This is a genomic window from Streptomyces desertarenae (assembly GCF_042681365.1).
GTDB classification, from domain to species: Bacteria; Actinomycetota; Actinomycetes; order Streptomycetales; family Streptomycetaceae; genus Streptomyces; species Streptomyces desertarenae.
Genome location: NZ_JBHUFU010000005.1, coordinates 213,794 through 238,210 on the forward strand (window position 1 = coordinate 213,794; position 24,417 = coordinate 238,210).

The 24,417-nt window shown below is 74.7% G+C and carries 24 protein-coding genes; 14 read left to right on the forward strand and 10 right to left on the reverse strand.

The window, feature by feature from the left end; genetic code table 11:
* Positions 1–62: 62 nt before the first annotated feature.
* On the reverse strand, positions 63–3,467 hold the full coding sequence (gene scy / locus ACFSJS_RS10870; RefSeq protein ID WP_380899137.1) for a polarized growth protein Scy: 3,405 nt from the start codon (positions 3,465–3,467) through the stop codon (positions 63–65).
* Positions 3,468–3,615: 148 nt separating this feature from the next.
* Entirely contained in the window at positions 3,616–4,047 is a 432-nt protein-coding gene (gene mce / locus ACFSJS_RS10875) for a methylmalonyl-CoA epimerase (protein ID WP_380899138.1), read from the reverse strand.
* Between the two features lie 137 nt (positions 4,048–4,184).
* Between mce and ACFSJS_RS10880 the strand changes: the two genes are divergently transcribed.
* Together ACFSJS_RS10880 and meaB are read left to right on the forward strand one after the other, a co-directional pair.
* The gene (locus ACFSJS_RS10880; RefSeq protein WP_380899139.1) at positions 4,185–5,399 is read left to right on the forward strand and encodes an acetyl-CoA C-acetyltransferase; all 1,215 of its coding nucleotides are present in this window, start codon (positions 4,185–4,187) and stop codon (positions 5,397–5,399) included.
* Between the two features lie 138 nt (positions 5,400–5,537).
* The gene (gene meaB, locus ACFSJS_RS10885) at positions 5,538–6,497 is read left to right on the forward strand and encodes a methylmalonyl Co-A mutase-associated GTPase MeaB (RefSeq protein ID WP_380899140.1); all 960 of its coding nucleotides are present in this window, start codon (positions 5,538–5,540) and stop codon (positions 6,495–6,497) included.
* A 28-nt stretch (positions 6,498–6,525) separates the two neighbouring features.
* On the opposite strand, the gene ACFSJS_RS10890 is transcribed toward meaB, so the two are convergent.
* Entirely contained in the window at positions 6,526–7,116 is a 591-nt protein-coding gene (locus ACFSJS_RS10890; protein WP_380899141.1) for a PepSY domain-containing protein, read from the reverse strand.
* A 122-nt stretch (positions 7,117–7,238) separates the two neighbouring features.
* Here ACFSJS_RS10890 and ACFSJS_RS10895 point away from each other — a divergent pair, with 122 nt between their 5' ends.
* Complete coding sequence (locus tag ACFSJS_RS10895) at positions 7,239–7,904, forward strand: response regulator transcription factor (protein WP_380899142.1); 666 nt, start codon at positions 7,239–7,241, stop codon at positions 7,902–7,904.
* 52 nt (positions 7,905–7,956) lie between these two features.
* A complete protein-coding gene (locus ACFSJS_RS10900; protein WP_380899260.1) occupies positions 7,957–9,498 on the forward strand; it encodes a sensor histidine kinase in 1,542 nt (513 codons plus the stop codon).
* A gap of 77 nt (positions 9,499–9,575) precedes the next feature.
* Here the strand turns inward: ACFSJS_RS10900 and ACFSJS_RS10905 are convergent, their stop codons facing one another.
* From ACFSJS_RS10905 to ACFSJS_RS10925, 5 genes are all read right to left on the reverse strand, one after another.
* Positions 9,576–10,403 (reverse strand): hypothetical protein, encoded by an 828-nt coding sequence (locus tag ACFSJS_RS10905; RefSeq protein WP_380899143.1) that lies wholly within the window; start codon positions 10,401–10,403, stop codon positions 9,576–9,578.
* A 175-nt stretch (positions 10,404–10,578) separates the two neighbouring features.
* Positions 10,579–11,055 (reverse strand): MarR family winged helix-turn-helix transcriptional regulator, encoded by a 477-nt coding sequence (locus ACFSJS_RS10910; protein ID WP_380899144.1) that lies wholly within the window; start codon positions 11,053–11,055, stop codon positions 10,579–10,581.
* 68 nt (positions 11,056–11,123) lie between these two features.
* Entirely contained in the window at positions 11,124–11,909 is a 786-nt protein-coding gene (locus ACFSJS_RS10915; RefSeq protein WP_380899145.1) for an AIM24 family protein, read from the reverse strand.
* A complete protein-coding gene (locus ACFSJS_RS10920; protein WP_380899146.1) occupies positions 11,906–12,556 on the reverse strand; it encodes an AIM24 family protein in 651 nt (216 codons plus the stop codon). Before ACFSJS_RS10920 ends, ACFSJS_RS10915 begins: the two co-directional genes overlap by 4 nt.
* Positions 12,557–13,195 carry an AIM24 family protein gene (locus ACFSJS_RS10925; RefSeq protein ID WP_380899147.1) on the reverse strand — a complete coding sequence of 213 codons (639 nt, stop codon included), beginning with the start codon at positions 13,193–13,195 and terminating at the stop codon, positions 12,557–12,559.
* Between the two features lie 87 nt (positions 13,196–13,282).
* On the opposite strand from ACFSJS_RS10925, the gene ACFSJS_RS10930 reads away from it, so the two are divergent.
* Together ACFSJS_RS10930 and ACFSJS_RS10935 are read left to right on the forward strand one after the other, a co-directional pair.
* Positions 13,283–13,660 carry a DUF3817 domain-containing protein gene (locus ACFSJS_RS10930; RefSeq protein ID WP_380899148.1) on the forward strand — a complete coding sequence of 126 codons (378 nt, stop codon included), beginning with the start codon at positions 13,283–13,285 and terminating at the stop codon, positions 13,658–13,660.
* The gene (locus tag ACFSJS_RS10935) at positions 13,657–13,947 is read left to right on the forward strand and encodes an MTH1187 family thiamine-binding protein (protein WP_380899149.1); all 291 of its coding nucleotides are present in this window, start codon (positions 13,657–13,659) and stop codon (positions 13,945–13,947) included. The genes ACFSJS_RS10930 and ACFSJS_RS10935 overlap by 4 nt, the downstream gene beginning before the upstream one ends.
* An 82-nt stretch (positions 13,948–14,029) precedes the next feature.
* On the opposite strand, the gene ACFSJS_RS10940 is transcribed toward ACFSJS_RS10935, so the two are convergent.
* Positions 14,030–15,088 carry an ArsR/SmtB family transcription factor gene (locus tag ACFSJS_RS10940; protein ID WP_380899150.1) on the reverse strand — a complete coding sequence of 353 codons (1,059 nt, stop codon included), beginning with the start codon at positions 15,086–15,088 and terminating at the stop codon, positions 14,030–14,032.
* Between the two features lie 80 nt (positions 15,089–15,168).
* Between ACFSJS_RS10940 and ACFSJS_RS10945 the strand changes: the two genes are divergently transcribed.
* From ACFSJS_RS10945 to ACFSJS_RS10960, 4 genes are all read left to right on the forward strand, one after another.
* The gene (locus tag ACFSJS_RS10945) at positions 15,169–16,410 is read left to right on the forward strand and encodes an MFS transporter (RefSeq protein WP_380899151.1); all 1,242 of its coding nucleotides are present in this window, start codon (positions 15,169–15,171) and stop codon (positions 16,408–16,410) included.
* A gap of 46 nt (positions 16,411–16,456) precedes the next feature.
* Positions 16,457–16,966 carry a MarR family winged helix-turn-helix transcriptional regulator gene (locus ACFSJS_RS10950; protein WP_380899152.1) on the forward strand — a complete coding sequence of 170 codons (510 nt, stop codon included), beginning with the start codon at positions 16,457–16,459 and terminating at the stop codon, positions 16,964–16,966.
* 50 nt (positions 16,967–17,016) lie between these two features.
* Positions 17,017–17,355: a DUF3817 domain-containing protein gene (locus tag ACFSJS_RS10955; RefSeq protein ID WP_380899153.1), complete on the forward strand. Its 339-nt coding sequence runs from the start codon at positions 17,017–17,019 to the stop codon at positions 17,353–17,355.
* Between the two features lie 120 nt (positions 17,356–17,475).
* Complete coding sequence (locus tag ACFSJS_RS10960; protein WP_380899154.1) at positions 17,476–19,176, forward strand: acyl-CoA mutase large subunit family protein; 1,701 nt, start codon at positions 17,476–17,478, stop codon at positions 19,174–19,176.
* A gap of 73 nt (positions 19,177–19,249) precedes the next feature.
* On the opposite strand, the gene ACFSJS_RS10965 is transcribed toward ACFSJS_RS10960, so the two are convergent.
* Positions 19,250–19,957 carry a TetR/AcrR family transcriptional regulator gene (locus tag ACFSJS_RS10965; RefSeq protein ID WP_380899155.1) on the reverse strand — a complete coding sequence of 236 codons (708 nt, stop codon included), beginning with the start codon at positions 19,955–19,957 and terminating at the stop codon, positions 19,250–19,252.
* A gap of 202 nt (positions 19,958–20,159) precedes the next feature.
* On the opposite strand from ACFSJS_RS10965, the gene ACFSJS_RS10970 reads away from it, so the two are divergent.
* From ACFSJS_RS10970 to ACFSJS_RS10985, 4 genes are all read left to right on the forward strand, one after another.
* Positions 20,160–21,119 (forward strand): tetratricopeptide repeat protein, encoded by a 960-nt coding sequence (locus tag ACFSJS_RS10970; RefSeq protein ID WP_380899156.1) that lies wholly within the window; start codon positions 20,160–20,162, stop codon positions 21,117–21,119.
* Positions 21,120–21,700: 581 nt separating this feature from the next.
* Positions 21,701–22,324: a DUF6230 family protein gene (locus tag ACFSJS_RS10975; RefSeq protein WP_380899157.1), complete on the forward strand. Its 624-nt coding sequence runs from the start codon at positions 21,701–21,703 to the stop codon at positions 22,322–22,324.
* 101 nt (positions 22,325–22,425) lie between these two features.
* Positions 22,426–22,941, forward strand: coding sequence for a DUF6114 domain-containing protein (locus tag ACFSJS_RS10980; RefSeq protein WP_380899158.1), 516 nt, complete (start codon positions 22,426–22,428; stop codon positions 22,939–22,941).
* Positions 22,931–24,388, forward strand: a complete 1,458-nt coding sequence (locus ACFSJS_RS10985; RefSeq protein WP_380899159.1) for a hydrogenase expression protein HypF — start codon at positions 22,931–22,933, stop codon at positions 24,386–24,388. Before ACFSJS_RS10980 ends, ACFSJS_RS10985 begins: the two co-directional genes overlap by 11 nt.
* Positions 24,389–24,417: the final 29 nt, after the last annotated feature.

The following is a 24,417-nucleotide window of genomic DNA, read 5'->3' on the forward strand; positions in this document are numbered from 1 at the left end:
AAACGGCGTGTCTTCGAGAAGATGCCGGTTCGATATGCAGAATGTACGCCCGTTCGAGTGGCTTAACTCTTGCTCTGCTTGCTATTCGCATGTGCGGTTCCTGCCCCGACTCCGGTTTTCACGGCCTCACTTGATCCCCCGTCAGCTCCCTTTCCCCCCTTGCCGTCCCTGTCGCCGCGGCCGCCCCGGCCACCGGCGGCGGGCGCCTCGAACGACTCCAGGGCCTCCAACACGTCCTGGACGCGCGAGATCTCGGCGTTGATGTCCTCACGACGGCGCGTCAGCACCTCGAGTTCGCGGCGGCCCTTCTCCAGAATCCGCTCGGCCTCCGCCTCGGCCTCGGCGCGTACCCGTTCGGCGTCGCGGATAATCGCGTTCTTCTTCTGCTCGGCCTCCTTCAGGAGGCCCTCGGCCTTCTTCACCGCCGCGATGCGGACCCTGCTCGCCTCGGAATCCGCGTCCGACATCGTCTGACGGGCCTTCTCCTCGGCCTCGGCGAGCTGGTCGCTCGCCGCCTTGACCAGCTTGTCCACCCGCTCGCCCGCCGTCCGCATCGCCTCGGCCGACTCCCGGCGGGCCCGCTCGTGCAGCTCCTCGACCTCGGTCTCGGTGCGGGTCCGCAGCTCCTCGGCGCGCTCCCGGATGGCGTTGGCGTCCCGGCGGGCCTCCTCCAGCATGGTGTCGGAGTCCTTGCGGGACTTCTCCACCAGCCGGGTGCTCTCCGCCCGCGCCTCGGCGACCAGCCGCTCGGCCTCCTTGCGGGCGGCGCCGACCATGGTGTCCGCCTGCTCCTCGGCCGCCGCCGCGGTGCGCAGCGCCTCCTCGCGCGCCTCGGCGACCAGCCGGTCGGCCTGCTCGGCCGCGTCGCCCAGCTTCCGCGCCGCCGCCTCGCGGGCCTCGTCCCGGACGCGGTCGGCCTCGGCGCGCGTCCGCTCGGCCTCCTCGCCGGCCGTGGTGCGGACCCGCTCGGCCTCGGCGATCGCCTCCGAAACCGTGCGCTCGGCCAGCGACCTGGCGGCGTCCGTCTCCTCCTGGGCCTCCCGGCGCAGGGTCGCCGCCGCGTGCTCGGCGGCGGACCGCAGGCCCGCGATCTCCTCCTCGGCCTGCTCGTGCATCCCGGCCACCGAGTCGCGCACCTGCTGCGCCTGCTGCTCGGCGGCCGCGACCAGCTCGGCCGCCCGCTGCTCGGCCTCGGCGACCAGCCGCTCGGCCTCGGCCTGGGCCTCCTCGACCCGCTTGCGGGCCGAGGCGAGCAACTCCTCGCTCTGCTCGTGCGCCTGGGCGCGTTCCCGGCCGGCCTCCGCACGGGCGTCGGCCAGCAGCTCCTCGGCCTCCCGCCGCCGCCGCGACGCCTCCTCCTGGGCGGCGGCCAGCGCCTCGGCCGCCTCCGCCCCCGTGCGCTCGGCGGCCGCGTTCGCCTCCGCCCGCACCCGGTCGGCCGTCTCCTGCGCCTCGGTGCGCAGCCGCTCGGCCTCGGCGGCCGCCTCCGAGCGCAGCCGCACCGCGATGGCCTCGCCCTCGGCGCGCGCCCGGGAGGCGTCCGAGACCGCCTCGGTGCGCAGCCGCTCGGCCTCCTCCTCGGCCTGCTCCCGCAGGGCCCGCAGCCGCTCGGCCGACTCCGCGCGCAGCCGCTCGGTCTCGGAGCGGGTCTCCTCGCGCAGCCGCTCGGCCTCCTCGCGGGCGCCGCGCAGCTCCTCCTCGGCCGCCGCCAGCCGCTGCTCGGCCTCGGCGCGCAGCCGCCCCAGCTCCTCCTCGGCCTCGGCCCGGCGGACCCGGACGGCCTCCTCGGCCTCCTCGCGCAGCCGCCGGCCGGTCCGCTCGGCCTCCTCGCGGACCTCCTCGGCCTGCCGCTCGGTCGCCCCCCGCAACTCCTCGGCCTCGGCGCGGGCCTTCTCCAGCGCCTCCTCGGCCTGCCGGCGCAGGGCTGCGGCCCGCTCGATGGCCTCGGTACGCACCCGCTCGCTCTCGGCGGTCGCGGCGCTGCGGGTCTCCTCCGCGTCCGCCGCGGCCTGGCTCAGCAGCTCCTCGGCGCGGCCGGCCGCCTCCTCGATCTGCTGGACGGCCTCGCGGCGCGCCTCGGCGCGGATCCGCTCACCCTCCTCGACGGCCTCGGCGCGCAGCTGCTCGGCCTCACCGCGCAGCCGCCGGGCCTCCTCCTGGAGCTCGACGGTCTTGGCGCGGTACTCCTTGGTGTCGTCCTTGGCCGCACCCTTGAGCTGCTCGGCGACGTCGTGCGCCTCCGCCCGCAGCCGGTCGGCCTCCGCCTCGGCCTCGGCGCGCAGCCGCTCGGCCTCCTCGGTGGCGGCCCGGGTGGTGGCCTTGGCCTCCTCCGACGCCTTGCCCAGGACCTCCTCGGCCGTCCGGGCGGCCTCGGCGATCTGGGCGGCCGACTCCTCGGCCGCCTTCGCCCGGGCCGTCTCCCTCGCCTCGGCGACCAGCCGCTCGGCCTCGGCCCGGGCGTCGGCGCGCAGCTGCTCGGCCTCGGCCTTGGCCGCCTCCGCCTCCTTGGTGGCCTCGGCGACCATGCGGGCGATCTCGGCCTTGGCCACCCGGGTGCGCTGCTCGTTCTCCGTCTCGGTGTCCGCCAGCCGGCGGGCGGCGCCCTCCCGGGCGTCGGTCAGCACCTTCTCGGCCTCGGCGCGCGCCTCGCGCAGCGCCGCCTCGGCCTCCTGCATCCGCTCCTCGGCCTGGCGGGCCAGGGCGGTGGCCTCGCGGCGGGCGGCCTCGGTCTCGGCAGCGGTGGAGCTGCGCAGCCGCTCGGCGTGGTCGGTGGCCTCCTGCGCCTGGGTGGAGGCGGCGCTCAGCAGCCGCTCGGCGTCCGTGCGGGCCCGGCGCAGCAGGGCCTCGGCCTCGGCCTTGGCGGCCTCCGCCTCGGAGTTCAGCCGCTGCCGGGCCTGCTCGGCCAGCCGCTGCGCCTCGGCGCGGGCGGCGGCCAGGGTCTGCTCGGCCTCCGCGCGGGCCTCGTCCATCAGCCGGCGGGCCTGCGACTCGCTGCGGGCGCGCAACTGCTCGGCCCAGGCGACGTTCTCGTTGACGTGGGACTCGACGGTCGCGCGGCGCTCGTTGAGCTCCTGGTCGAGCTGCTGGCGGCGGGCGACGGCCTCGGCGTGCAGCTCGGACTCCATCCGGGCCTGCCGCTCGGCGTGCTCCTGGAGGAGTCTCTGCGTCTTGGCCCGGGCCTCGCGCAGCTCGCGCTCGGCGTCGGCGCGCAGTTGCTCGGCCTGGAGCTGGGCGTTGCGCAGCAACTGCTCGGCCTGGTGCGACAGGTTGTCGTAACCCGCCGGACGCGCGGCGAGGGCGCGGCGCGCCTCGTGCAGCTTGGCACGCAGCACTTCGACCTGGTAGCCGAGGTCGCCGGCGTGGTCGACCGCCTTGTCCCGCTCGTCCTTCAGCCGCTTCATCTCGGCTTCGAGCTGAGAGAGGTGGTCGAGGTGGTCGTCAGCCTCGTAGCGGTCGTAGCCCCGCACTGCGCGGTCCCATCCGTCCCCTGGTCGTGGTGAAGGTGAACTGACCCTTCGAGGAAATGGTGTCAGATCATCGGCGGAACATGGGACGGGACCCTGCCGGCCCGTAGCCCCGGCCGAACGGCCACTCTACCGGCCGGGGGAGCCGGCGTCAGTGTCGCGAGGGGGCGGAGGTGACCAGTTCGGTGAGGACTCCGTGACAGTCCTTGGGGTGGAGGAAGGTGATCCGCGATCCCATCGAACCGGTGCGCGGTTCGTCGTACAGCACCCGCACGCCCTTGCCCCGGATCGCCTCGGCCTCGCCGTCCACGTCGGCGGTGCCGAAGGCGATGTGGTGCACGCCCTCGCCGTTCTTCGCCAGCCACTTGGCGACGGTGGAGTCCTCCCGGACCGGCTCCAGGAGCTGGAGGTAGGAGGCGCCGCCGTCGTCCGTGCCGTTGATCCGGAGCATGGCCTCGCGCACCCCCTGCTCCTCGTTCACCTCGGTGTGGAACACCTCGAAGCCGTACGTGGCACGGTAGAACTCCACCGTCTTGTCCAGGTCGAAGCAGGCGATCCCGATGTGGTCGATGCGCGTCAGCATGGAAGACAGTGCACCGCCTGGCGCGTGGTTACGCAACGTGCGCACGGTCACACCGACCGACCGGTGACCCGGGCTGGTACCGCTCAGTACATTGACGATAAACCCTCGTTAACTCCCTGCTCCGAAGGGGCCGCACCGTGACCGACAAGACGAACGCAGCGTCCGCCACCACCTCCGTGATCGTCGCGGGCGCCCGCACCCCCATGGGCCGTCTGCTGGGCTCGCTGAAGACCTTCTCCGGTGCCGACCTCGGCGGCATCGCGATCAAGGCGGCCCTGGACCGCGCGGGCATCGGCGGCGACCAGGTCCAGTACGTGATCATGGGGCAGGTGCTCCAGGCGGGGGCCGGGCAGATCCCGGCGCGCCAGGCCGCCGTCAAGGCGGGCATCCCCATGAACGTCCCCGCGCTGACGATCAACAAGGTCTGCCTCTCCGGCCTCGACGCCATCGCCCTGGCCGACCAGCTCATCCGCGCCGGCGAGTTCGACGTGGTCGTCGCCGGCGGCCAGGAGTCCATGACCAACGCGCCGCACCTGCTGCCCAAGTCCCGCGAGGGCTTCAAGTACGGCGCCGTGCAGATGCTGGACGCCATGGCCCACGACGGCCTCACCGACTCCTTCGAGGGCGTCGCCATGGGCGAGTCCACCGAGAAGCACAACACCCGCCTGGGCATCGGCCGCGCCGAGCAGGACGAGGTCGCGGCCCTCTCCCACCAGCGTGCCGCCGCCGCCCAGAAGAACGGCGTGTTCGACGCCGAGATCACCCCCGTGGAGATCCCGCAGCGCAAGGGCGACCCGGTGCTGTTCACCCAGGACGAGGGGATCCGCCCCGAGACCACCGTCGAGTCCCTGGGCAGGCTGCGCCCGGCCTTCGCGGGGGACGGCACCATCACCGCCGGCTCCTCCTCGCAGATCTCCGACGGCGCCGCCGCGGTGGTCGTGATGAGCCGGGCCAAGGCCGAGGAGCTGGGCCTGGAGTGGATCGCCGAGATCGGCGCCCACGGCAACGTGGCGGGCCCGGACAACTCCCTGCAGTCGCAGCCCTCCAACGCCATCCGGCACGCGCTGGAGAAGGAGGGCCTGGGCGTCGACGACCTCGACCTGATCGAGATCAACGAGGCGTTCGCGGCCGTCGCGGTGCAGTCGGTGAAGGAACTCGGCGTTGACCACGAAAAGGTGAACGTCAACGGCGGCGCCATCGCGCTGGGTCACCCGATCGGGATGTCCGGCGCGCGGATCGTGCTCCACCTCGCCCTGGAGCTCAAGCGCCGGGGCGGCGGCGTGGGCGCGGCGGCGCTGTGCGGCGGCGGCGGCCAGGGCGACGCCCTGATCGTCCGGGTACCGAAGAAGTGACGGGGCGGGCACGGGCCCCCGAGCCGCCGGGCGCGGGGGCCCGTGCCCGGCACCACGGCCGGCACGGCGACGGGGCACGGCCGGCACGACGAGGACCGGCCGACGGACGGCCGGAGGATGGCGAGGAGCGCAGCACGCATGGCGGTGGACGTCCCCGGACTGGTGGAGCAGGCACGGCAGGGCAAACCCCGGGCCGTGGCCCGGCTGATCTCCCTGGTGGAGGGAGCGTCGCCGCAGCTCAGAGAGGTGATGGCGGCGCTGGCGCCGCTGACCGGAAACGCCTACGTGGTCGGACTGACCGGCTCGCCCGGGGTGGGCAAGTCCACCTCCACCTCGGCGCTGGTCACCGCCTACCGCAGGGCCGGGCGGCGGGTCGGCGTGCTGGCCGTGGACCCGTCCTCGCCGTTCTCCGGCGGCGCGCTCCTGGGTGACCGGGTGCGGATGTCCGAACACGCCTCCGACCCCGGCGTCTACATCCGCTCCATGGCCACCCGCGGCCACCTGGGCGGACTGGCGTGGGCCGCCCCGCAGGCCATCCGCGTGCTGGACGCGGCCGGCTGCGACGTGGTCCTGGTGGAGACGGTCGGCGTCGGCCAGTCCGAGGTCGAGATCGCCTCCCAGGCCGACACCTCCGTCGTCCTGCTGGCTCCCGGCATGGGCGACGGCATCCAGGCGGCCAAGGCCGGGATCCTGGAGATCGGCGACGTCTACGTGGTCAACAAGGCCGACCGGGACGGCGCCGACGCCACCGCCCGGGAGCTCAACCACATGCTGGGCCTGGGCGAGGCGCGCAGGCCCGGCGACTGGCGCCCGCCGATCGTCAAGACCGTCGCCGCGCGCGGCGAGGGCGTGGACGAGGTGGTCGAGGCGCTGGAGAAGCACCGCGCCTGGATGGAGGAGCGCGGGGTGCTCGGCGAGCGCCGCCGGGCGCGCGCGGCCCGCGAGGTGGAGACCATCGCGGTGACCGCGCTGCGCGAGCGGATCGGCGACCTGCGCGGCGACCGGCGGCTGGACGCCCTGGCCGAACGGATCGCCGAGGGGGCCCTCGACCCGTACGCGGCGGCCGACGAGCTGGTCGCGGGGCTGACCGGGGAGTGACGCCCGGCGGGGCGGCCGGGCGCCGGCGTCAGCGGTCGTCGCGGTCGTCGTCCCGGTCGTCCCGGGCGTCGTCGTCGCGGTCGTCGCGGGTGTCGCGGGTGTCGGCCTCGCGGTCGTCCCGGTCATCCCGGGTGTCGTCGTCCCGGTCATCCCGGGTGTCGGCCTCGCGGTCGTCCTGGTCATCCCGGGTGTCGTCGTCGCGGTCGTCGCGGTCGTCGTCCCGGTCGGTGTGCCGGTCGACGACCTCGCCGCCGGCCGCGTCCACCGAGACCTCGTACCACTTCCCGTCCTCGCCCAGGACGTCGACGTCCCACACGGCGCGGCCGCCGTCGCGGTCGTCGTCCAGCTCGGCGGACCCGGCCGTGCCCGGCACGGTCTTCAGGGCGGCCCCCACGGCCTCCCGGAGCGTCACCTCCGCGCCGCGCAGCTCCCGCGCGTCGTCGTCCCCGCCGCGGTCCTCCGCACCGTTCCCGCCGCGGTCGTCGTCCCCGCCGTCCGTCCGCAGGTCGGCGGCCCGGGAGCCGGGGGAGGAGGTGTCGTCGTCCGCGAAGGCCAGTGTCCCGCCCCCGGCGGCGAGGGCGACGGTGGCGACTGCGGCGACGACGAGCCTGTGCTTCATGGTCGGTGTCCTTCCGGAAGGGGTTGCCGTGTGCTGACGGGAAACACCGTCGCAGGACGTTCCTGAAGCGGTCCTGAAGCCACCTGAAGATCCCTTCAGGTCGTCTTTGGCAGGCTGTCCCCATGCGCCTGCTGATCGTGGAGGACGAGAGACGGCTGGCCCTGTCGCTGGCGAAGGGGCTCACCGCCGAGGGCTTCGCCGTCGACGTGGTCCACGACGGCGCGGAGGGCCTCCACAGGGCCCAGGAGGGGCCGTACGACCTGATCGTCCTGGACATCATGCTGCCGGGCATGAACGGCTACCGGGTCTGCTCCGCGCTGCGCGCCGCCGGCGACGAGACGCCGATCCTCATGCTGACCGCCAAGGACGGCGAGTACGACGAGGCCGAGGGCCTGGACACCGGCGCCGACGACTACCTGACCAAACCGTTCTCCTACGTGGTCCTCCTCGCCCGGATCCGCGCGCTGCTGCGCCGCCGCACCCGGGGCGGGGCGGCCGTGGTGCGCGTCGGAGAACTGGCCGTGGACCCCGGCGCGCGGCGGGTGACGCTGGGCGGCCGGGAGGTCGCGCTGACCGCCAAGGAGTTCTCCGTGCTGGAGCACCTGGCGGTACGGGCCGGGGAGGTGGTCTCCAAGGCGGAGATCCTGGAGCACGTCTGGGACTTCGCCTACGAGGGGGACGTCAACATCGTGGAGGTCTACGTCAGCGCGCTGCGCCGCAAACTGGGCGCCGGCGTGATCGCCACGGTGCGCGGCGCCGGATACCGGCTGGCGGGGCCCGGTGCCTAGCTCGCCCCTCGCCCGGCTCACGGTCCGCGCCCGCGCCGCGCTCGGCGCCACGCTGGTGGTGGCGGCCGCCCTGGTGGGCGTCGGAGTGGTGGTGGTGGAGATGCTGCGCGGCGGGCTCGCCGAGAACGCCCGGCTGCACGCCGAGACCACCGCCCGGGAGGTCGCCGCCGACGTCACCGACGTGACGGCCGGCGAGGTGGGCGGTATGGCCGTCCTGGAGGACGACGACCCGGTGCAGGTGGTGGACGGCTCGGGGACGGTCCTCGGCGCGAGCCGCCCGCTGCGCGGACGCGGCCCCGTGGCCGACTTCAACCTGCCCGAGGCGTCCGGACCCCGGCCGACCGCCACGCCCGCACCCGTGCCGCGCCCCACCGGGGGCGCCGATGACGACGACACCGCCGATGACGCCGATGACGCCGACGATGCCGACGACGACGCCGACGACGGGCCCGGGGACGCGGACGGCGACACCGACGGCGGCGGTACGCCCTCCCCGGCGGAGACCCCCGTCGAGGTGGACCGCAACAGCGCCGCCGAGATCGTCCCCCTCCCCGTCGACGACGACGGCGAGGTGACCCGTGTCCGCGGCCGGGGGGACCGGACGCAGGACTTCAGCCTGGTCGCCGTGCAGAGCGTCACCCGCGACCGGGTCCCCGTCACCGTCTACGCCGGCGCCTCGCTCGCCGAACAGGAGGAGGCGGTCTCCTCCGTCACCCGCGCCATGCTCGTCGGGCTGCCGGTGCTGCTGCTGGTGGTCGGCGGCGTGACCTGGCTGGTCACCCGCGGCGCGCTGCGGCCGGTCGAGGGCATCCGGCGGGAGATGGCGGCCATCACCGCCAGCGCGGACCTGTCCCGGCGGGTGCCCGAGCCGCCCTCGCACGACGAGGTCGCCCGGCTGGCGCGGACCACCAACGAGACACTGGCGGCCCTGGAGGACTCCGTCGAGCGGCAGCGCCGCTTCGTCGCCGACGCCTCCCACGAGCTGCGCAGCCCCATCGCCTCGCTCCGCACCCAGCTGGAGGTGGCCGCCGCCCACCCCGAACTGCTCGACCTCGACGGCGCGGTCCACGACACCGTGCGGCTCCAGGCACTCGCGGCCGACCTGCTCCTGCTGGCCCGCCTGGACGCCGGGGAGCGTCCGGGAGAGGCACGGGTGGACCTGGACGCCCTGGTGCGCGAGGAGCTGGCGCAGCGTGTCGGCGACCGGATCGCCGTCACGCTGGAGGCGGGCGGCCGGGAGGAGAGCCCGGTGGAGGTGACCGGCTCGCGCGGCCAACTCGCCCGGGTGCTGGGCAACCTCCTGGACAACGCCGAGCGCCACGCGGCCTCCCGGGTCCGGGTGAGCGTGGCGCGCACCGGTGGACGGGCCGTGCTGGAGGTCGCCGACGACGGGTCGGGAGTGCCGGAGGAGGAGCGGGAGCGGATCTTCGAGCGGTTCGTGCGGCTGGACGACGCGCGCAGCCGGGACGACGGCGGGGCCGGGCTGGGACTGGCCATCGCCCGCGACGTGGCCGCCCGGCACGGCGGCACCCTCACCGCGGGGCGGGCCCCCGAGGGCGGCGCCCTGTTCACGCTGCGGCTGCCGGCCGCGTAACCGCGGGGGGCGGGCGTACGGGGCGGGGGCGCCCGCCTGCCCTGGTGCGCCCGCGCCCCCGCCCGGTGCCCGCCGCCTCAGCCGTTCCAGTCCAGGACGTCCGTGCCGCCCTCGTCCCAGGCGATGCTGACGCTCTCGCCGCCCGAGGTCTTCGTGCCGGTGGCTCCGAGGTACTTCTCGTCCCCGCTGCTGCCGCACTTCACGGCCAGCCGGAAGCCGCGGCTCTGGTTCTCGCCGAAGCCGATGCACAGGCCGTCGCCCTCGGGGTCGATCCAGATGACCGTGTTCTTCCCCTTCATCTCGCCGCTCCCGGCCGCCGCGCCGACGGTCAGCGTCTGCTCGGTGTCGGACTTCCACTGCCCCCGGAAGTCGTCCTCGTCGGCCGGCGGCGGACCGGCGGGCCCCCCGGCCTCCCCGGGTTCCCCGGCCTCCTCGGTCCCCGGGGTGTTCCCGGGCTCGCCGGACGGCTCGTCCGAGGGGGCCGGTTCCGCCGAGGGGCCGCCGGTCTCCGAGGCGCCCGGCCCGGGGCTCGCGCCGGCTCCGGCGGCCGGCTCCTTCTCCCCGCCGCCGGAGACCGCGAGGTGGATCCCGCCGCCGATGAGCGCCAGCAGGACCACGGCGCCGCCGACGACGGCCGCCACCTTGGCCCGGGAGCCCGTGCCGCCCGGGGGCGGGGGCGGGGGGTAGGCGCCGTACGCCTGCTGCCCGTACGGCTGCTGCCCGTACGCCTGCTGCTGGTACGGGTTCGGCTGCCCGTACGGCTGCTGTCCCCGGGGCGCCTGCGGCGGAGCGGGAGGCGCGTAGGGGGGAGGTGTCCGGGGCGGCTCGGGCGGCTGCGGAGGAGGGCCGCCGGGACGGCCCGGGGCGGAGCCGTCGTGGGGCGGTGGGCCGGGGGGCTGGGTCATCGGGTCGCCCTTCGTACGGGCCCGGAGCGGACGGCCCCCCCGCTCGTCCGGTTCCGCGTTCCCCGGAAAAGGGCCGTGCCGGCCGCGGACCCGCCGTGTCTGGTCCGTCACGGCAGTCGAGCGGGTGTCCCCATCATCCCCCACGGGCCCCCGCCCGTGTGCGGGGGCCCGTGTCTCAACCGCGCCCGCGCAGCTCCCGCAGGTGCCGGGCGACCGGGGCCAGCGAGTCGTGCAGGCCGTCGAGCGCCTCCGGCGAGAGCAGGTCGATGAAGTGGCGCCGCACCGAGGCGACGTGGTGCGGCGCCACCTCGCGCATCGTCTTCCAGCCGTGCTCGGTCAGGACGGCGAACAGCCCGCGCTTGTCGGACTCGCAGTGCTCCCGGCGCACCAGTTCGGCCTTCTCCAGGCGGGTGATCTGGTGGGAGAGGCGGCTCTTGGACTGGAGCGTGGCGGCGGCCAGATCGCTCATCCGCATCCGGTGCTCGTCCGACTCGGAGAGGTTGACCAGGATCTCGTAGTCGTTGATGGTCAGCCCGAACGGCTGCAGGTCCCGCTCCAGCTGGTGCATCAGGAGCCGGTTGACGTCGAGGTGCACGCGCCAGGCGCGCTGTTCCTCCTCGCCCAGCCAGCGGGTGTCCTTGTCGGTGTCCATGCCTGTGGACTCTACCCGGCGGCCGGGCGGCCTCCCGCCCGGGATCCTCACCATCGGTGGCACCGCCGTCACAGGCCGAACCGGCGCTGGATGCTCCCCAGTTGCCCCGGCATCCGGGGGAGCTGGCCCCCGCCGGGGCCGCCGTGCCCGCCGTGCCCGCCGGGGCCCGGGACGCCCGGCTGCGGCGGCGGGCCGGTCCCGGTGTCCCGCTCGTCCATCAGCACCTCGGTCGACTGGATCAGCACCGTGCCCGCCCCGACGAACTCGAACTGGTGCTCCTCGCCGGAGGTCCCGCCGATCCCGGTCAGCGACCGCAGCCCGCCGAGGAACCCCTTCAGGTACCCGTGGTCGTAGTGGTGGCAGGGGGACGGGCAGTCCGCCCAGCCGACCAGCGCCTGCGGGTCCACCCGCACCGGCGGCTCCACGAAGTGCACCGGTCCGTTGGAGGCCGCCACGAACTTCCCCGTGCCGATCAGGGTGAGGAAGCCCGGGATGATCGACTGCTTGAGCGACAGACCCGGCTCGAAGGCCAGCAGGTTGCCCGAACGGATGGTGAGGTTGCCGTCCTCCAGGTCGTAGGAGTTGACGTCGAAGGCCCGGTCGGCGAGGAGCATCTTCCCCCGGCCCTGGGCGACGACCCAGTCCGAGGCGTGCAGCGGCGAGTGGAAGTTCGCGGCCACCAGCCGGTCCAGGGGGCCGTGGCCGATGCCGTCGAAGTCGATCCGCCCGTAGTAGGCGATCATCTTCCCCTTCTGCAGGAACCACTGGCCCTGCAGGTCCACGCAGAAGGTGTAGGCGTCGACGTTGTCGTTCGACGGCAGCGTGTGGGGATCGTGGACGACCGGACCGCTCACAGCTTCTCCTCACTGGCCTGGACGAACACCTCGCCCTGCCCGGACAGCTCCAACTGGAACGCCTCGCCCGAACCGCGCCCGACCATGTCCCGCCAGCCGAGCGCCGCGGAGAGCCTGTTCGTCACGTTCCCGTGGTGGGCGACGTACGCCTGCGGGTCGACGTGGACGGGGCTGCCGGGTGTGATCGGCAGCCGGATCACCCCGCCGTGCGCCATCACGGCCACCGAGCCGTGTCCGGCCAGCGTCGTGGTGAACAGGCCCTGCCCGGTCACCTGGCCGCGGACCATGCCCATGACCCCGCCCTGGGAGCCCAGGAACATCGTCCCCTGCTCCAGCGTCCCGTCGAAGGCGAGGAGCCGGTCGGCCTCCACGCAGAGGGTGTCGCCGGCCAGCTCGACCACCTCGACGTGGTGCCCGCCGTGGCCGAACAGCACCGTGCCGCTGCCCTCGACCGTCATCAGCGGGGCGGCCTCGCCGGCCAGCCGCCGCCCGATCATCGAGCCCAGGCCGCCCTGCCCGCCCTGGATGCTGGGGGTGAAGGAGACCTCGCCGGTGTAGGCGATCATGGCGCCGCGCTGGCTGAACAGCCGCTGCCCCGGCACCACCCGGGCCTCGACGATCTTGGAGTTGATCTCGCGGAAGGGCACTTACAGGTCACCGCCGATCGTGTTCCGCTCGCTGGGCTGCACGTAGACCAGTCCGTCGCCCTCGAAGCGGATCTGGAACGCCTCGCCCGACCCCTCGCCGACGACGGTCCGGAAGGTCACGCCCGTCTGGAACTCCTGCCGCAGGTTCCCGGTGTGCGCCACGTACGCCCCCGGGTCCACCTGGAGCGGGTACTGCGGGGTGACGCGCAGCACCACCGCCGGGCCGTCCGACATCAGCGCGGCCGTGCCGGTGCCCTCGACGGTGGTGGTGAACAGCCCGCTGCCCTGCGCGGCACCGCGCAGGCCGGTGAAGACGGTGCCGGTGCGCAGGGAGGCGTCCGCGCACAGCAGGTTCTCGGACTCCACGTGGAGCTTCTCGCCGCCGAGCGCCACCAGGCTGATGTCGCTCGCACGGTCGGCGAAGTAGCAGGTGCCCTGGCCCTTCACCTCCATCAGCTCCATCTGCTCGCCGGTGAGGCGGCGCGTGACCATGCCGCGCAGGCCCTCCCCGCCGCCGGTGAGCTTCCGGAAGTCCATCCGCCCCTCGTAGGCGACCATCGCGCCGTTCTTCGCCCTGACCGCGTCTCCTGCGAGATCGACGGCGAGGACCTTGCTGCCCTGGAGTCGGAACCGAGCCACGGGCCGAATCTACCCGGAGGCGGGCCTCTCCGGGGGAGGCTGCCACAATGGACAGCGCTTGTGCATCCCTTCACAAAGGATCTGCCCGTGGACCTCAAGACCGCTTCGGCACTGCGCCGACTCCGGCTCGTCTCCGCACCGGAGGCCGTCTCCTTCCTCCTGCTGCTGGTCTGCTCCGTGCTCAAGCGGACCACCGAGTTCAACGCCGTGCCGGTGATGGGCGCCGTCCACGGACTCCTCTTCGTCCTCTACGGCCTCTTCTGGCTGGACGCCTGGAACCGCGCCAGGTGGCCGCTGGGCCGCGCCGCCCTGTACCTCCTGTGCGCGGTGCTCCCGGCGGGCGGCTTCTACGCCGACAGGCGCCTGCGCCGCGAGGCCGAGGAGAGCGTGATCGCCGCCCGGGCCCGCGCCGAGCAGGCGCGGCTGGCGGCCGAGCGGCCGCGTACGGGGACGGTGGACGCGTGATCGTCGCCTTCTCCGTCACCCCGCTCGGCGTCGGCGAGGACGTGGGGGAGTACGTGGCCGACGCCGTGCGGGTGGTCCGCGAGTCCGGGCTGCCCAACCGCACGGACGCGATGTTCACCTCCGTCGAGGGCGAGTGGGAGGAGTGCATGGACGTGGTGCGGCGGGCGGTGGCCGCCGTCGAGGCCCGTGCCCCGCGCGTCTCGCTGGTGCTGAAGGCCGACATCCGCCCCGGCGTCACCGACGGGCTGACCTCGAAGGTCGCCTCCGTCGAGCGGCACCTGGGCTGACGCGGGTCCGCGGCCCCGCGCGGCGGCCGGCTCCGCCCGCTCCCGGCGGGCGCGCCTTTCGGGCCGTGCGCCGTCGGCTGCTTCAGCGCCCCCCGGCCGCTCCGGCGTCCGCCAGGGAGGCGCCCAGCGGGGTGCGCTCATAGAGGACCCGGTGGCGCACGCGGTGCGAGGAGAGCAGCCCGGCCTCGCGCAGCGTCCGCAGATGGGCCGAGACCGAGGAGGGCGCCAGCCCGAGCCGGACGGCCAGGTCGGTGGTGGAGGCCGGCTCGTCCAGCGCCGCCAGCACGGCGGCGCGGTGCGCGCCGAGCAGCCGCGCCAGTGCGCGGGGCGGCCCGTCGGCGGTCCCCGCCCACAGCCCGCCGACCCCGCGCGCCGGGTACACGACCATCGCGCGCCCCGCGCCCGCGGGGCGCGTGGTGCTCCCGGGCCGCTCCCCGCCGGGCGGCCGCGCCGGGCCGGGCGGGAGGACGGCGCCGCCCACCGCGCCGGGCCACACGAAGGCGCTCGGCAGCAGCGTCACCCCCTCGCCGCCCGGATCGTGCGCGTGGTCGTGGGGCAGGTCCACCGAGAGCGTGCCGCCGTCCCAGCTCACCCGTGGGCGCAGGGCGGTGAAGAGCCGGTCGAGTCCGCCCTCGGCCAGCAGGCGCGCGTGGAAGGAGACGTCCGCCTCCAGCAGGGCCCGCAGCCGCGGCCAGTGGGGCGCCACCAGGGCCTCCCAGACCCGTTCCAGGAGCCCGGCCAGCGTCCGCACGGCCCGCTCGGGGTCGGCCAGCATCCCCCGGACGACCGCGCCGCCGGCGGCGCCCGGCGCGCAGGCCGGCGAGCGGACGATCTCCTCGCGGGCGACGGCGGGATCGGCGGCCCTGACCCGGGCGATCTCCTCCTCGAAGGAGGGTGCCGGCCCGCCGGTGGGCGGCGGGCAGAGGAAGTCGGGGGTGTAGCCCCGCGGCGGCATCAGCGCCCACAGCGGCTCCAGACCCAGCTCCGCCGCCGTCCGCGCGCTCCGCCGCTGCCAGGGCAGCAGGTGGTACGGGCCCGGGCGGGACAGGGCCCGTGCGGCGCCCTGCACCTCCCACAGGGGGGAGACGGCGAAGCGGCAGCGGAGCAGGTCGGCGCCGCCGAGGTGCAGGCGGATCGGCACACGGGCCTCCCGTACCGGAGCGATTCGGCTGGGGACGAAAGACTACGGCCCGGCGGCCTCCCCGGCGCAGGCTGCCGGCCATGTCCTCCGACGCCTCCGATGCCCCCGGCCCCCGCGGTGCCGCCGGCCCGGCCGCGCGCACCGGCACCGGCTACCGCGCCGTGTTCGCCGTGCGCGAGTTCCGGGCCGTGTTCGCCGCCCACGTGCTGTCGCTGCTCGGCAACGTCGTCGCGCAGCTCGCGCTGGCCGTGCTCGTCCTGCGGGAGACGGGCTCCCCCCTCCTGACGGCGCTCGCCTTCGCGATCGGACTGCTGCCGTACGCGCTCGGCGGCACCCTGCTCGCCCCGCTGGCCGACCGCTTCCCCGCCCGCCGGACGCTGGTCGGCTGCGACCTGCTGTGCGCCGTGTGCGTGGCCGCCATGGCGGTGCCCGGTGTGCCGACCGCGGCGCTGCTGGCGCTGCGGGCGCTCACGGCGCTGGTGGCGCCGCTGTTCACGGGGGTGCGCGCGGCGTCCCTCGGCGAGGTCCTGCACGGCGACTCCTTCGTGCTCGGCCGCTCCCTGCTCCGCCTCGTCGCCCAGAGCGGCCAGATCGCCGGGTTCGCCGCGGGCGGCCTGCTGCTGGCGGCGGTGGGGCCGAGGACCGCGCTGGCGGCCACGGCCGCCGGGTTCGCGGCCTCCGCCGCGGTCCTGCGGTTCGGCACCCGGGAGCGCCGCCCGCCGGCCCGGGAGCGGACGGCGGGCGGCGCCGGCGCCCTGCCGGCCGACCGGCGGGTGCGGGCGCTGCTCGGGCTGTGCTGGGTGCCGCCGGTGTTCATGGTGGTCCCGGAGGCGCTGGCCGCCCCGTACGCGCGGCAGATCGGTACCGGGCCGGCCGGGACGGGCCTGCTGCTGGCCGCGATGCCGCTGGGCGCCGTCGCGGGGGAGGCGGCGGCCGGCGCCCTGCTGGGCCCGGCGGCCCGCGAGCGCCTGGTGCTGCCGGCGGCCGTCCTGCTGCCGCTGCCGCTGGTGGCCTTCGCCTGGCGGCCCGCGCTCGTCCCGGCACTGGCGGCCCTGGTGCTGACCGGGCTGTGCGCGGTCTACGCCCTGGGCCTGGACCGCTGGTACCTCGACGCCGTGCCCCGGGAACTGCGCGGGAGGGCGATGACCGTGATGTCGGCGGGGCTGATGACGACCCAGGGCCTGGGCATGGCCGCCGGCGGGGCGGCCGCCGAGTGGGCGCCACCGCACGCGGTGGTGGCCGGCGCGGGGCTGCTGGGGACGGTGTGCGCGGCCGCGGCGGCCTGGTTCGTGCGGATGTGTCCCGTCTCCCGGATCGAGTGATGAGACCGTGCCGACCACGATGTGAACCGCCGGTAAGGTCGTGGGCGTGCCGAAGCCGCTCAGCCTCTCGTTCGACCCGATCGCCCGCGCCGACGAACTGTGGAAGCAGCGCTGGGGGTCCGCGCCCGCGATGGCCGCGATCACCTCGATCATGCGCGCGCACCAGATCCTCCTCGCCGAGGTGGACGCGGTCGTCAGGCCCTACGGCCTGACCTTCGCCCGCTACGAGGCGCTGGTGCTGCTGACCTTCTCCCGGGCCGGCGAGCTGCCGATGTCCAAGATCGGTGAGCGGCTGATGGTCCACCCGACCTCGGTGACCAACACCGTCGACCGCCTGGTGAGGGCGGGACTGGTCGCCAAGCGGCCCAACCCCAACGACGGCCGCGGCACGCTCGCCTCCATCACCGACAAGGGGCGCGAGGTGTGCGAGGCGGCGACCCGGGACCTGATGGCGATGGACTTCGGGCTCGGTGCGTACGACGCCGAGGAGTGCGCCGAGATCTTCGCGCTGCTGCGCCCGCTGCGGGTGGCGGCCGGGGACTTCAAGGAAGGCTGAGCCCCGGGCTGCCCGAGGGGGCCTCCGGGCGGCCGGTTACGCTCGTGTGCATGAAGAAGAGCGTGCTCACCCGCTACCGGGTGATGGCCTACGTGACCGGTGTGCTGCTGATCCTGCTGTGCCTCGGCATGGTCGGCAAGTACGTCCTGGAGCTGGACGGGGCCGAGGCCTTCACCTACGTCGTCAGCCTCGCCCACGGCTGGCTGTACGTGCTGTACCTGGTCTTCGCCTTCGACCTGGGGTACAAGGCGAAGCTGCCGGTCCCCAGGCTGCTGTGGGTGCTGCTGGCGGGGACGATCCCGACGGCCGCGTTCTTCGTCGAGCGGCGCCTCTCCCGCCAGGTCGAGCCGCTGGTCGCCGACGCCGCGGCCGCCCCCGCCCGGGCCTGACGCCGCCCCGCGCCCGCGCCGCCCCGCGCCCCCGCGGGGGCCGGACCGCCCGTGCGCGTCCCGCCGCGCCGGGCGGTCTTCCATCGACAATTAGTTGGACGTCCTAGTAAATTTGACGGCATGGACGCTGACGCCATCGAAGAGGGCCGCCGACGCTGGCAGGCCCGCTATGACGCCGCCCGCAAGCGGGACGCCGACTTCACCACGCTCTCCGGCGATCCCGTGGAGCCCGTCTACGGTCCCGCCCCCGGCGACACCGTCGAGGGCTTCGAGCGGATCGGTTGGCCCGGTGAGTACCCCTTCACCCGCGGTCTGTACCCCACCGGCTACCGCGGCCGGACGTGGACCATCCGCCAGTTCGCCGGCTTCGGCAACGCCGAGCAGACCAACGAGCGGTACAAGATGATCCTCCAGGCCGGCGGCGGCGGGCTCTCGGTCGCCTTCGACATGCCGACCCTGATGGGCCGCGACTCCGACGACCCGCGCTCGCTGGGCGAGGTCGGCCACTGCGGTGTCGCGATCGACTCGGCCGCCGACATGGAGGTCCTCTTCCGGGACATCCCCCTGGGAGACGTCACCACCTCGATGACGATCAGCGGCCCGGCCGTCCCGGTGTTCTGCATGTACCTGGTGGCCGCCGAGCGCCAGGGCGTGGACACCTCCGTCCTCAACGGCACGCTCCAGACGGACATCTTCAAGGAGTACATCGCGCAGAAGGAGTGGCTCTTCGAGCCGGAGCCGCACCTGCGGCTGATCGGCGACCTGATGGAGCACTGTGCGCGCCGCATCCCGGCCTACAAGCCGCTGTCGGTCTCCGGCTACCACATCCGCGAGGCCGGCGCCACGGCCGCGCAGGAGCTGGCGTACACCCTCGCCGACGGCTTCGGCTACGTGGAGCTGGGCCTCTCGCGCGGTCTGGACGTGGACGTCTTCGCGCCGGGCCTGTCGTTCTTCTTCGACGCGCACGTCGACTTCTTCGAGGAGATCGCCAAGTTCCGCGCGGCCCGGCGGATCTGGGCGCGCTGGATGCGGGACGTCTACGGCGCCAGGAGCGAGAAGGCGCAGTGGCTGCGCTTCCACACCCAGACGGCCGGCGTCTCGCTCACGGCCCAGCAGCCGTACAACAACGTGGTGCGCACCGCCGTGGAGGCGCTGGCGGCGGTGCTGGGCGGCACCAACTCCCTGCACACCAACGCCCTGGACGAGACCCTCGCCCTGCCCAGCGAGCAGGCGGCCGAGATCGCGCTGCGCACCCAGCAGGTGCTGATGGAGGAGACGGGTGTCACGTCCGTCGCCGACCCGCTGGGCGGCTCCTGGTACGTCGAGGCGCTGACCGACCGGATCGAGGCCGACGCCGAGAAGATCTTCGAGCAGATCAGGGAGCGCGGCCGCCGCGCGGTGCCGGACGGCAACCACCCCATCGGCCCGATGACCTCCGGCATCCTGCGCGGCATCGAGGACGGCTGGTTCACCGGTGAGATCGCCGAGGCCGCGTTCCGCTACCAGCAGGCGCTGGAGAAGGGCGAGAAGAGGGTCGTCGGCGTCAACTGCCACACCGGCTCGGTCACCGGGGACCTGGAGATCCTGCGGGTGAGCCACGAGGTCGAGCGCGAGCAGGTGCGCGTGCTGGCCGAGCGCAAGGCGAAGCGCGACGACGCGCGGGTGCGCTCCGCACTGGAGGGGATGCTGGAGGCCGCCCGGAGCGGCTCCAACATGATCGAGCCGATGCTGGAGGCGGTGCGCGCCGAGGCCACGCTGGGTGAGATCTGCGGCGTCCTGCGCGAGGAGTGGGGCGTCTACACCGAGCCCGCCGGCTTCTGACCCGGCGGCCCGCCGCCGTTCCCCGCCGCCCCCGCGCCGCCCGGCGCGGGGGCGGCGGCGCTCCGCGCGTCCCTCAGGGGAGGGGGCCGGTCCCTCCGGTCCCTCCGGTCCCTCCGGTCCCTCCGGTCCCTCCGGTCCCTCCGGTCCCTCCGGTCCCTCCGGTCCCTCCGGCCAGCCCGTGCAGCAGCAGCGAGGTCAGGGCGCGGGCCCAGGCGGGGGTGACGCTCCGGGCGCTGACCAGGGACCGGTGGACGACCGCGCCCGCGATCACGTCGAAGATCAGGTCCTCGGCGCGGGCCGACTCGGCGGCACCCCGCGGCCCGGAGGGGTCGGGCGGCAGCTCGCCGCGGGCCTGGGCGCGGCGGCGCCCCAGGACGACCAGGCGTTTCTGGCGGTCCACGATGGCGCTGCGGATGCGGGTGCGCAGCGCCTCGTCGCGGGTGGCCTCGGCGACCACGGCCATCAGCGCCGTCCTCGCCTCCGGCCGCTCCAGCAGCGCGGCGAAGGAGAGCACGACGCCCTCCACGTCCGCCCGCAGGCTGCCGCGGTCGGGCAGCTCCAGCTCGTCGAAGAGGACGGCCACCGCGTCCACGACCAGCTCGTTCTTGTTGGCCCAGCGGCGGTAGAGGGTGGTCTTGGCCACTCCCGCGCGCAGGGCCACGTCCCCCATCGTCAGCCTGCTCCAGCCCAGTTCGACCAGGGCGGAGCGCGTCGCGTCGAGGATCGCGCGGTCGGCCGCGGCGCTGCGCGGCCTGCCCGTGCGCCGGGCGGAACCAGCCATGGGGGTGACTCTAGCGGCGCCGTGAGTTACGCTACGGATCGTATCGAAAAGTCGCGCCCGCCGGAGACGGCCCGCGCGACCGGCCGAGCGACGACCACGCGACGCCCCGCGACGACCGCGCGGGGCCCGGTGCCGGTGGGGACCCGGCGCCGACTTGCGACGTGCTGCACGGAAGAGTCCTGGGACGGGGGAGACTGGGGGCATGCAGCCACGCAACATGTCCATGAGCGGAGTGGTCGACCTCGCCGCCGTGAAGGCGGCCGGAGAGGCCAGGCAGAAGGCGGAGGAGGCCCGCGCCAGGGCCGCAGGGCAGCAGGGCGGGACCGGCGGTCCGGCCCCGTCCGCCCTGGTGATCGACGTCGGTGAGGCGGAGTTCGAGCAGGAGGTGCTCCAGCGCTCCGCCGAGGTGCCGGTCGTCATCGACTTCTGGGCCGAGTGGTGCGAACCGTGCAAGCAGCTCGGTCCGCTGCTGGAGCGGCTGGCCCAGGAGTACGCCGGGCGCTTCCTGCTCGCCAAGATCGACGTCGACCGCAACCAGTTGCTCTTCCAGCAGTTCGGGGTGCAGGGCATCCCGGCCGTCTTCGCGGTGGTGGCCGGCCAGGCCCTGCCGCTGTTCCAGGGCGCCGCGCCCGAGCAGCAGGTCCGCCAGGTGCTGGACCAGCTGATCCAGGTCGCCGAGGAGCGCTTCGGGATCGTCGGCGCGCCCGTCGAGGGCGACGGCCGGCCGCAGGCCGAGCCCGCGGTCCCCGAGGACCCCGCGCTGGCCGCCGCGCACGCGGCGCTGGACGCGGGCGACCTGGACGGTGCCGTCCAGGCGTACCGGAACGTCCTCGCCGACCAACCGGCCAACACCGAGGCCAAGCTCGGCCTGGCCCAGGCCGAGCTGCTGCAGCGCGTCCAGGGCCTGGACGCCGCGCGGGTGCGCAAGGAGGCGGCGGACGATCCCGCCGACGTCCCGGCGCAGCTGCGCGCCGCCGACCTGGACCTGGTGGGCGGACACGTCGAGGACGCCTTCGGGCGCCTGGTGGAGACGGTCAGGCGCACGGCCGGGGAGGACCGGGAGGCCGCGCGGGTCCGCCTCCTGGAGCTGTTCGAGGTGGTCGGTCCCGAGGACCCGAGGGTCGTGGCGGCACGCGGCGCCCTCGCCCGGGTGCTGTTCTGACCTGCGGATCCCGGCCCTCTGTCACTTATTGACATAGCGATCAACAGCGGCCGCGGTTTTACCAAAACTTGGCAATCGCGGCCGCTGTTACTCGCAGTAAGAGGTGCGGGAGGGTTGCTCCCGCCGTGCCCGGATTCGTCCTATTGCCCGCCGTTCGGTGCGGGCACTCTGCGTGGTCGTCCGATCGCTGTGCGCGCAGGTTCGGCCATCCTCTCGTTACCCGTAAGTAACGAACCCCTTGTGCCTCGACGCCACATGCACCACGATCGGCCACGCTCGGTCCATTGTCCGCAGTCCGGCCCTCCACATCCGGGCACCGGCGGACGGTGGGTCCCCACCGGGCGGGCCGGCGTCCAGACGCCGGCCGCGGGCAGGGGGGTCTCCGCCACCGGGCGGGGCCTGTCCGGCAGGTTGCGCGAGAGCGTGGCCACGTGGTTGTCGCTCGGGGGTGATCGCCGGCGCTTCGGAATCCCGTGGTTTTCGAGCAGCGGCGCTCTCCTTCCCGAGGACGTAGCACTTCTCCCATCCCGTCCGGACCCACGGTCCGGGCCGGAGATGTACGTCCGAGAAGGAGGAAAGTCATGGAGTCTGTGGCTCGTGGCGGGACCAGATGGAAGCGGTTCGCCGTCGTCATGGTCCCGAGCGTTGCCGCCACGGCAGCGGTCGGCGTCGCCCTGGCACAGGGTGCGCTCGCCGCGTCGTTCAGCATCTCCGGCCAGCAGGCGAAGGTCTCCGTCGACCGGCTGGACGGCGAGGGGTTCGTCCAGTACGGCACGGTCAACGTCAAGCACAACGGCGAGAAGGTCCCGGTCGCGGTCTCGGCGTTCAAGGACGCCGACCTCCGCGGTCTGTGCCAGTCCGTCGTCGTGCCCGTGCCGCTCTTCGGCGACGTCTCGCTGAAGCTCACGGCGGGCAACGACGGCAAGGTCGTCGAGGCGAAGAACCTCTACATCGACCTCGACCAGCTCGACGCCGACGCCACGTTCACCAACATCAACATCGGTGTCGCGGCCGGCGCCACCACCAAGGGCCCCGGCATCAAGAAGGGCGACGCGGCCGAGCAGCTTCCGGGTTCCTTCGCCCAGGAGGCCGACAAGGCCGTGCTCACGGACGTCAAGCAGACGTCCTGGGCCACCAGCGCCGGCACGTTCAAGCTCTCCGGCCTCTCGATGAAGGTCGCCAAGGGCAAGAACGAGTGCTTCTGACGCGCTGAAGGAAGGGAGGCGGGGAGCCGCTCCCGCGGTTCCCCGTCCCCCCGCAGTGCCATTGACCTCCATGACAGTTCGGCCCTAGGGAGCTGTTTTCGATGAGTGCCGAGTCGCCGGGAGCGCGTGAACGCATCAGCCACTGGCGGCAGTCGTTCCGCCTGTGGCGCTGGCAGCGCCCCTTCTGGGCGGGACTGCTGACGCTGCTGGGCGGCGTGCCGATCATCTACATCCCCCACGCCAACCCCAGCCTGGACCAGCTGTACTTCCGGCTGGCCACCACCTCGGGCTCCGGATCGCTGATCATCGGCGTGCTGCTGTTCGTGCTGGGCCTCACGATGTGGTTCCAGCCGCACTCGCGGGTCTTCGCCGGAGTCGCCGCCATCCTGCTCGGCCTGGTGTCGATCGTGGTGGCCAACGTCGGGGGCCTCGTCGTCGGCTTCCTGCTGGCGCTGGTCGGCGGCGGCATGGGCGTCTCCTGGGTGCCCGCCAAGGACCGGCCGTCCCCCGGGCCGAAGCACGCCGCCGGTCCGGGCGGCGAGCCGGACCCGGCTGCCCCCGAGCCCGCTCCGGCCGGCGCCGACGACGGGCGGAACGGAGGCCGCCGTGACACCTGAGGAGGCGCACCGGGAGAGCGGGAGCGGCACCGGGGAGCCCCGGCGCGCCGGGACCGGACCGCGCCACGCGGCTCCGAGGAAGCCGCTGCTGACCCGTCTGCACGTCCCCGCGGGGAAGGCGATCGCCCTGGCGGCCATGCCGTCCGCGGTGCTCATGGGGATGGGCCTGACGCCCCGGCTGGCCACCGCCGAACCGCTGCCGAAGAACCCCTTCAGGGACGGGCCCTGCGTCACCGCCCCCGACCGGGGGGCGGAGGAGGACACCGGCGCGGCGGCGGGCGGGGCGGAGGAGCCCGCCGGCACCGCGAAGCCGGAGGTGCCCGCCGTGCCCGCGCCCGCGTCCACCGCGCCCACCGCGCCCACCGCGCCCGCCCCGGCTCCCGAGCCGGGCGCCGGCGCCCCGGAGGAGCCCCCGGAGGGCGCCGGGGCCGGCGGCACCGGGACGGGGCGGACCGCCCCGGGGCCCGGCTCCGGGCAGGAGCCTCCCGGCGGCGTCACCGGTGGCGCCGGCGGCGCCGCGGAGTCCGGGCCGGCCCCGTCCGGGACCGGGGACCGGCTGGACCGGCTGGACCCGTTGGGCATCGGCGGCGCCGTCAGGGACCTGTTCACCCCGGGCGGCGGGCAGGAGGAGCGGACGGACGGGCAGGAGCCCGCGGACGCCTCCGCCGCCCCCGGCCCGGCGCCCTCCGCCACCGGCAGACCGCAGGAGCCGGAGGCGGAGAAGCCGGCCGAGGCCGCGGGGAGGACCGTCGAGGAGGCCCGCAAGGGCCTGGAGAAGGCCGGCGAGGACCTGGAGAGGGCCGGGGAGAGCCTCGGGGGGACCGGCGCGGCCGACCGGACGCCGCGGGACACCGCGGGCGGGGCGGAGAGGACCGCCGGCGGTCCCGGCGCGGGGGACGCCGCGGAGGAGTCCGGGGAGCCGGAGACCGGGGCCACCGCGCCCGGCGCCGGCGGCAAGGAGCCCTACCCCTGCCCCACCCACGACGCCGAGGCGCTGGAGAACGCCGAGGAGGAGCGGACCGAGGCGCTGCTGCCCGACGAGCCCTGGCGGCTGGAGACGAGCCTGCTCGTCCTGCGCGGCCTCGACTACCACGGCATCGTCAAGGTCCGCACCCACGGCGGCAAGGTCAAGGACGTCCTGAAGTTCACCGCCGAGACGGTCGACATCCGGGACCTCCACCAGATCGTGGAGGGCCCCGGCGGCTCCACCGCGCACGTCGAGGCCGCCAGGGGCAGCACCTCCACGATCCGCAAGGGCACGGTGACCATGTACACCGAGGAGCTGAAGGGCCATCTGTTCGGGCTGATCCCCGTCACCTTCAGCCCCCAGTCGCCGCCCCCGCTGAACACCCCCGAGGTGTTCTTCACCCAGGTGTCGGTGGTGCAGGCGGGCCAGTTCGGCGGCGAACTGCACATCCCCGGCATGCATCTGTACAACGAGGGCTGAGGGCCGGCCGGACCCGCACGGGTCCGGAC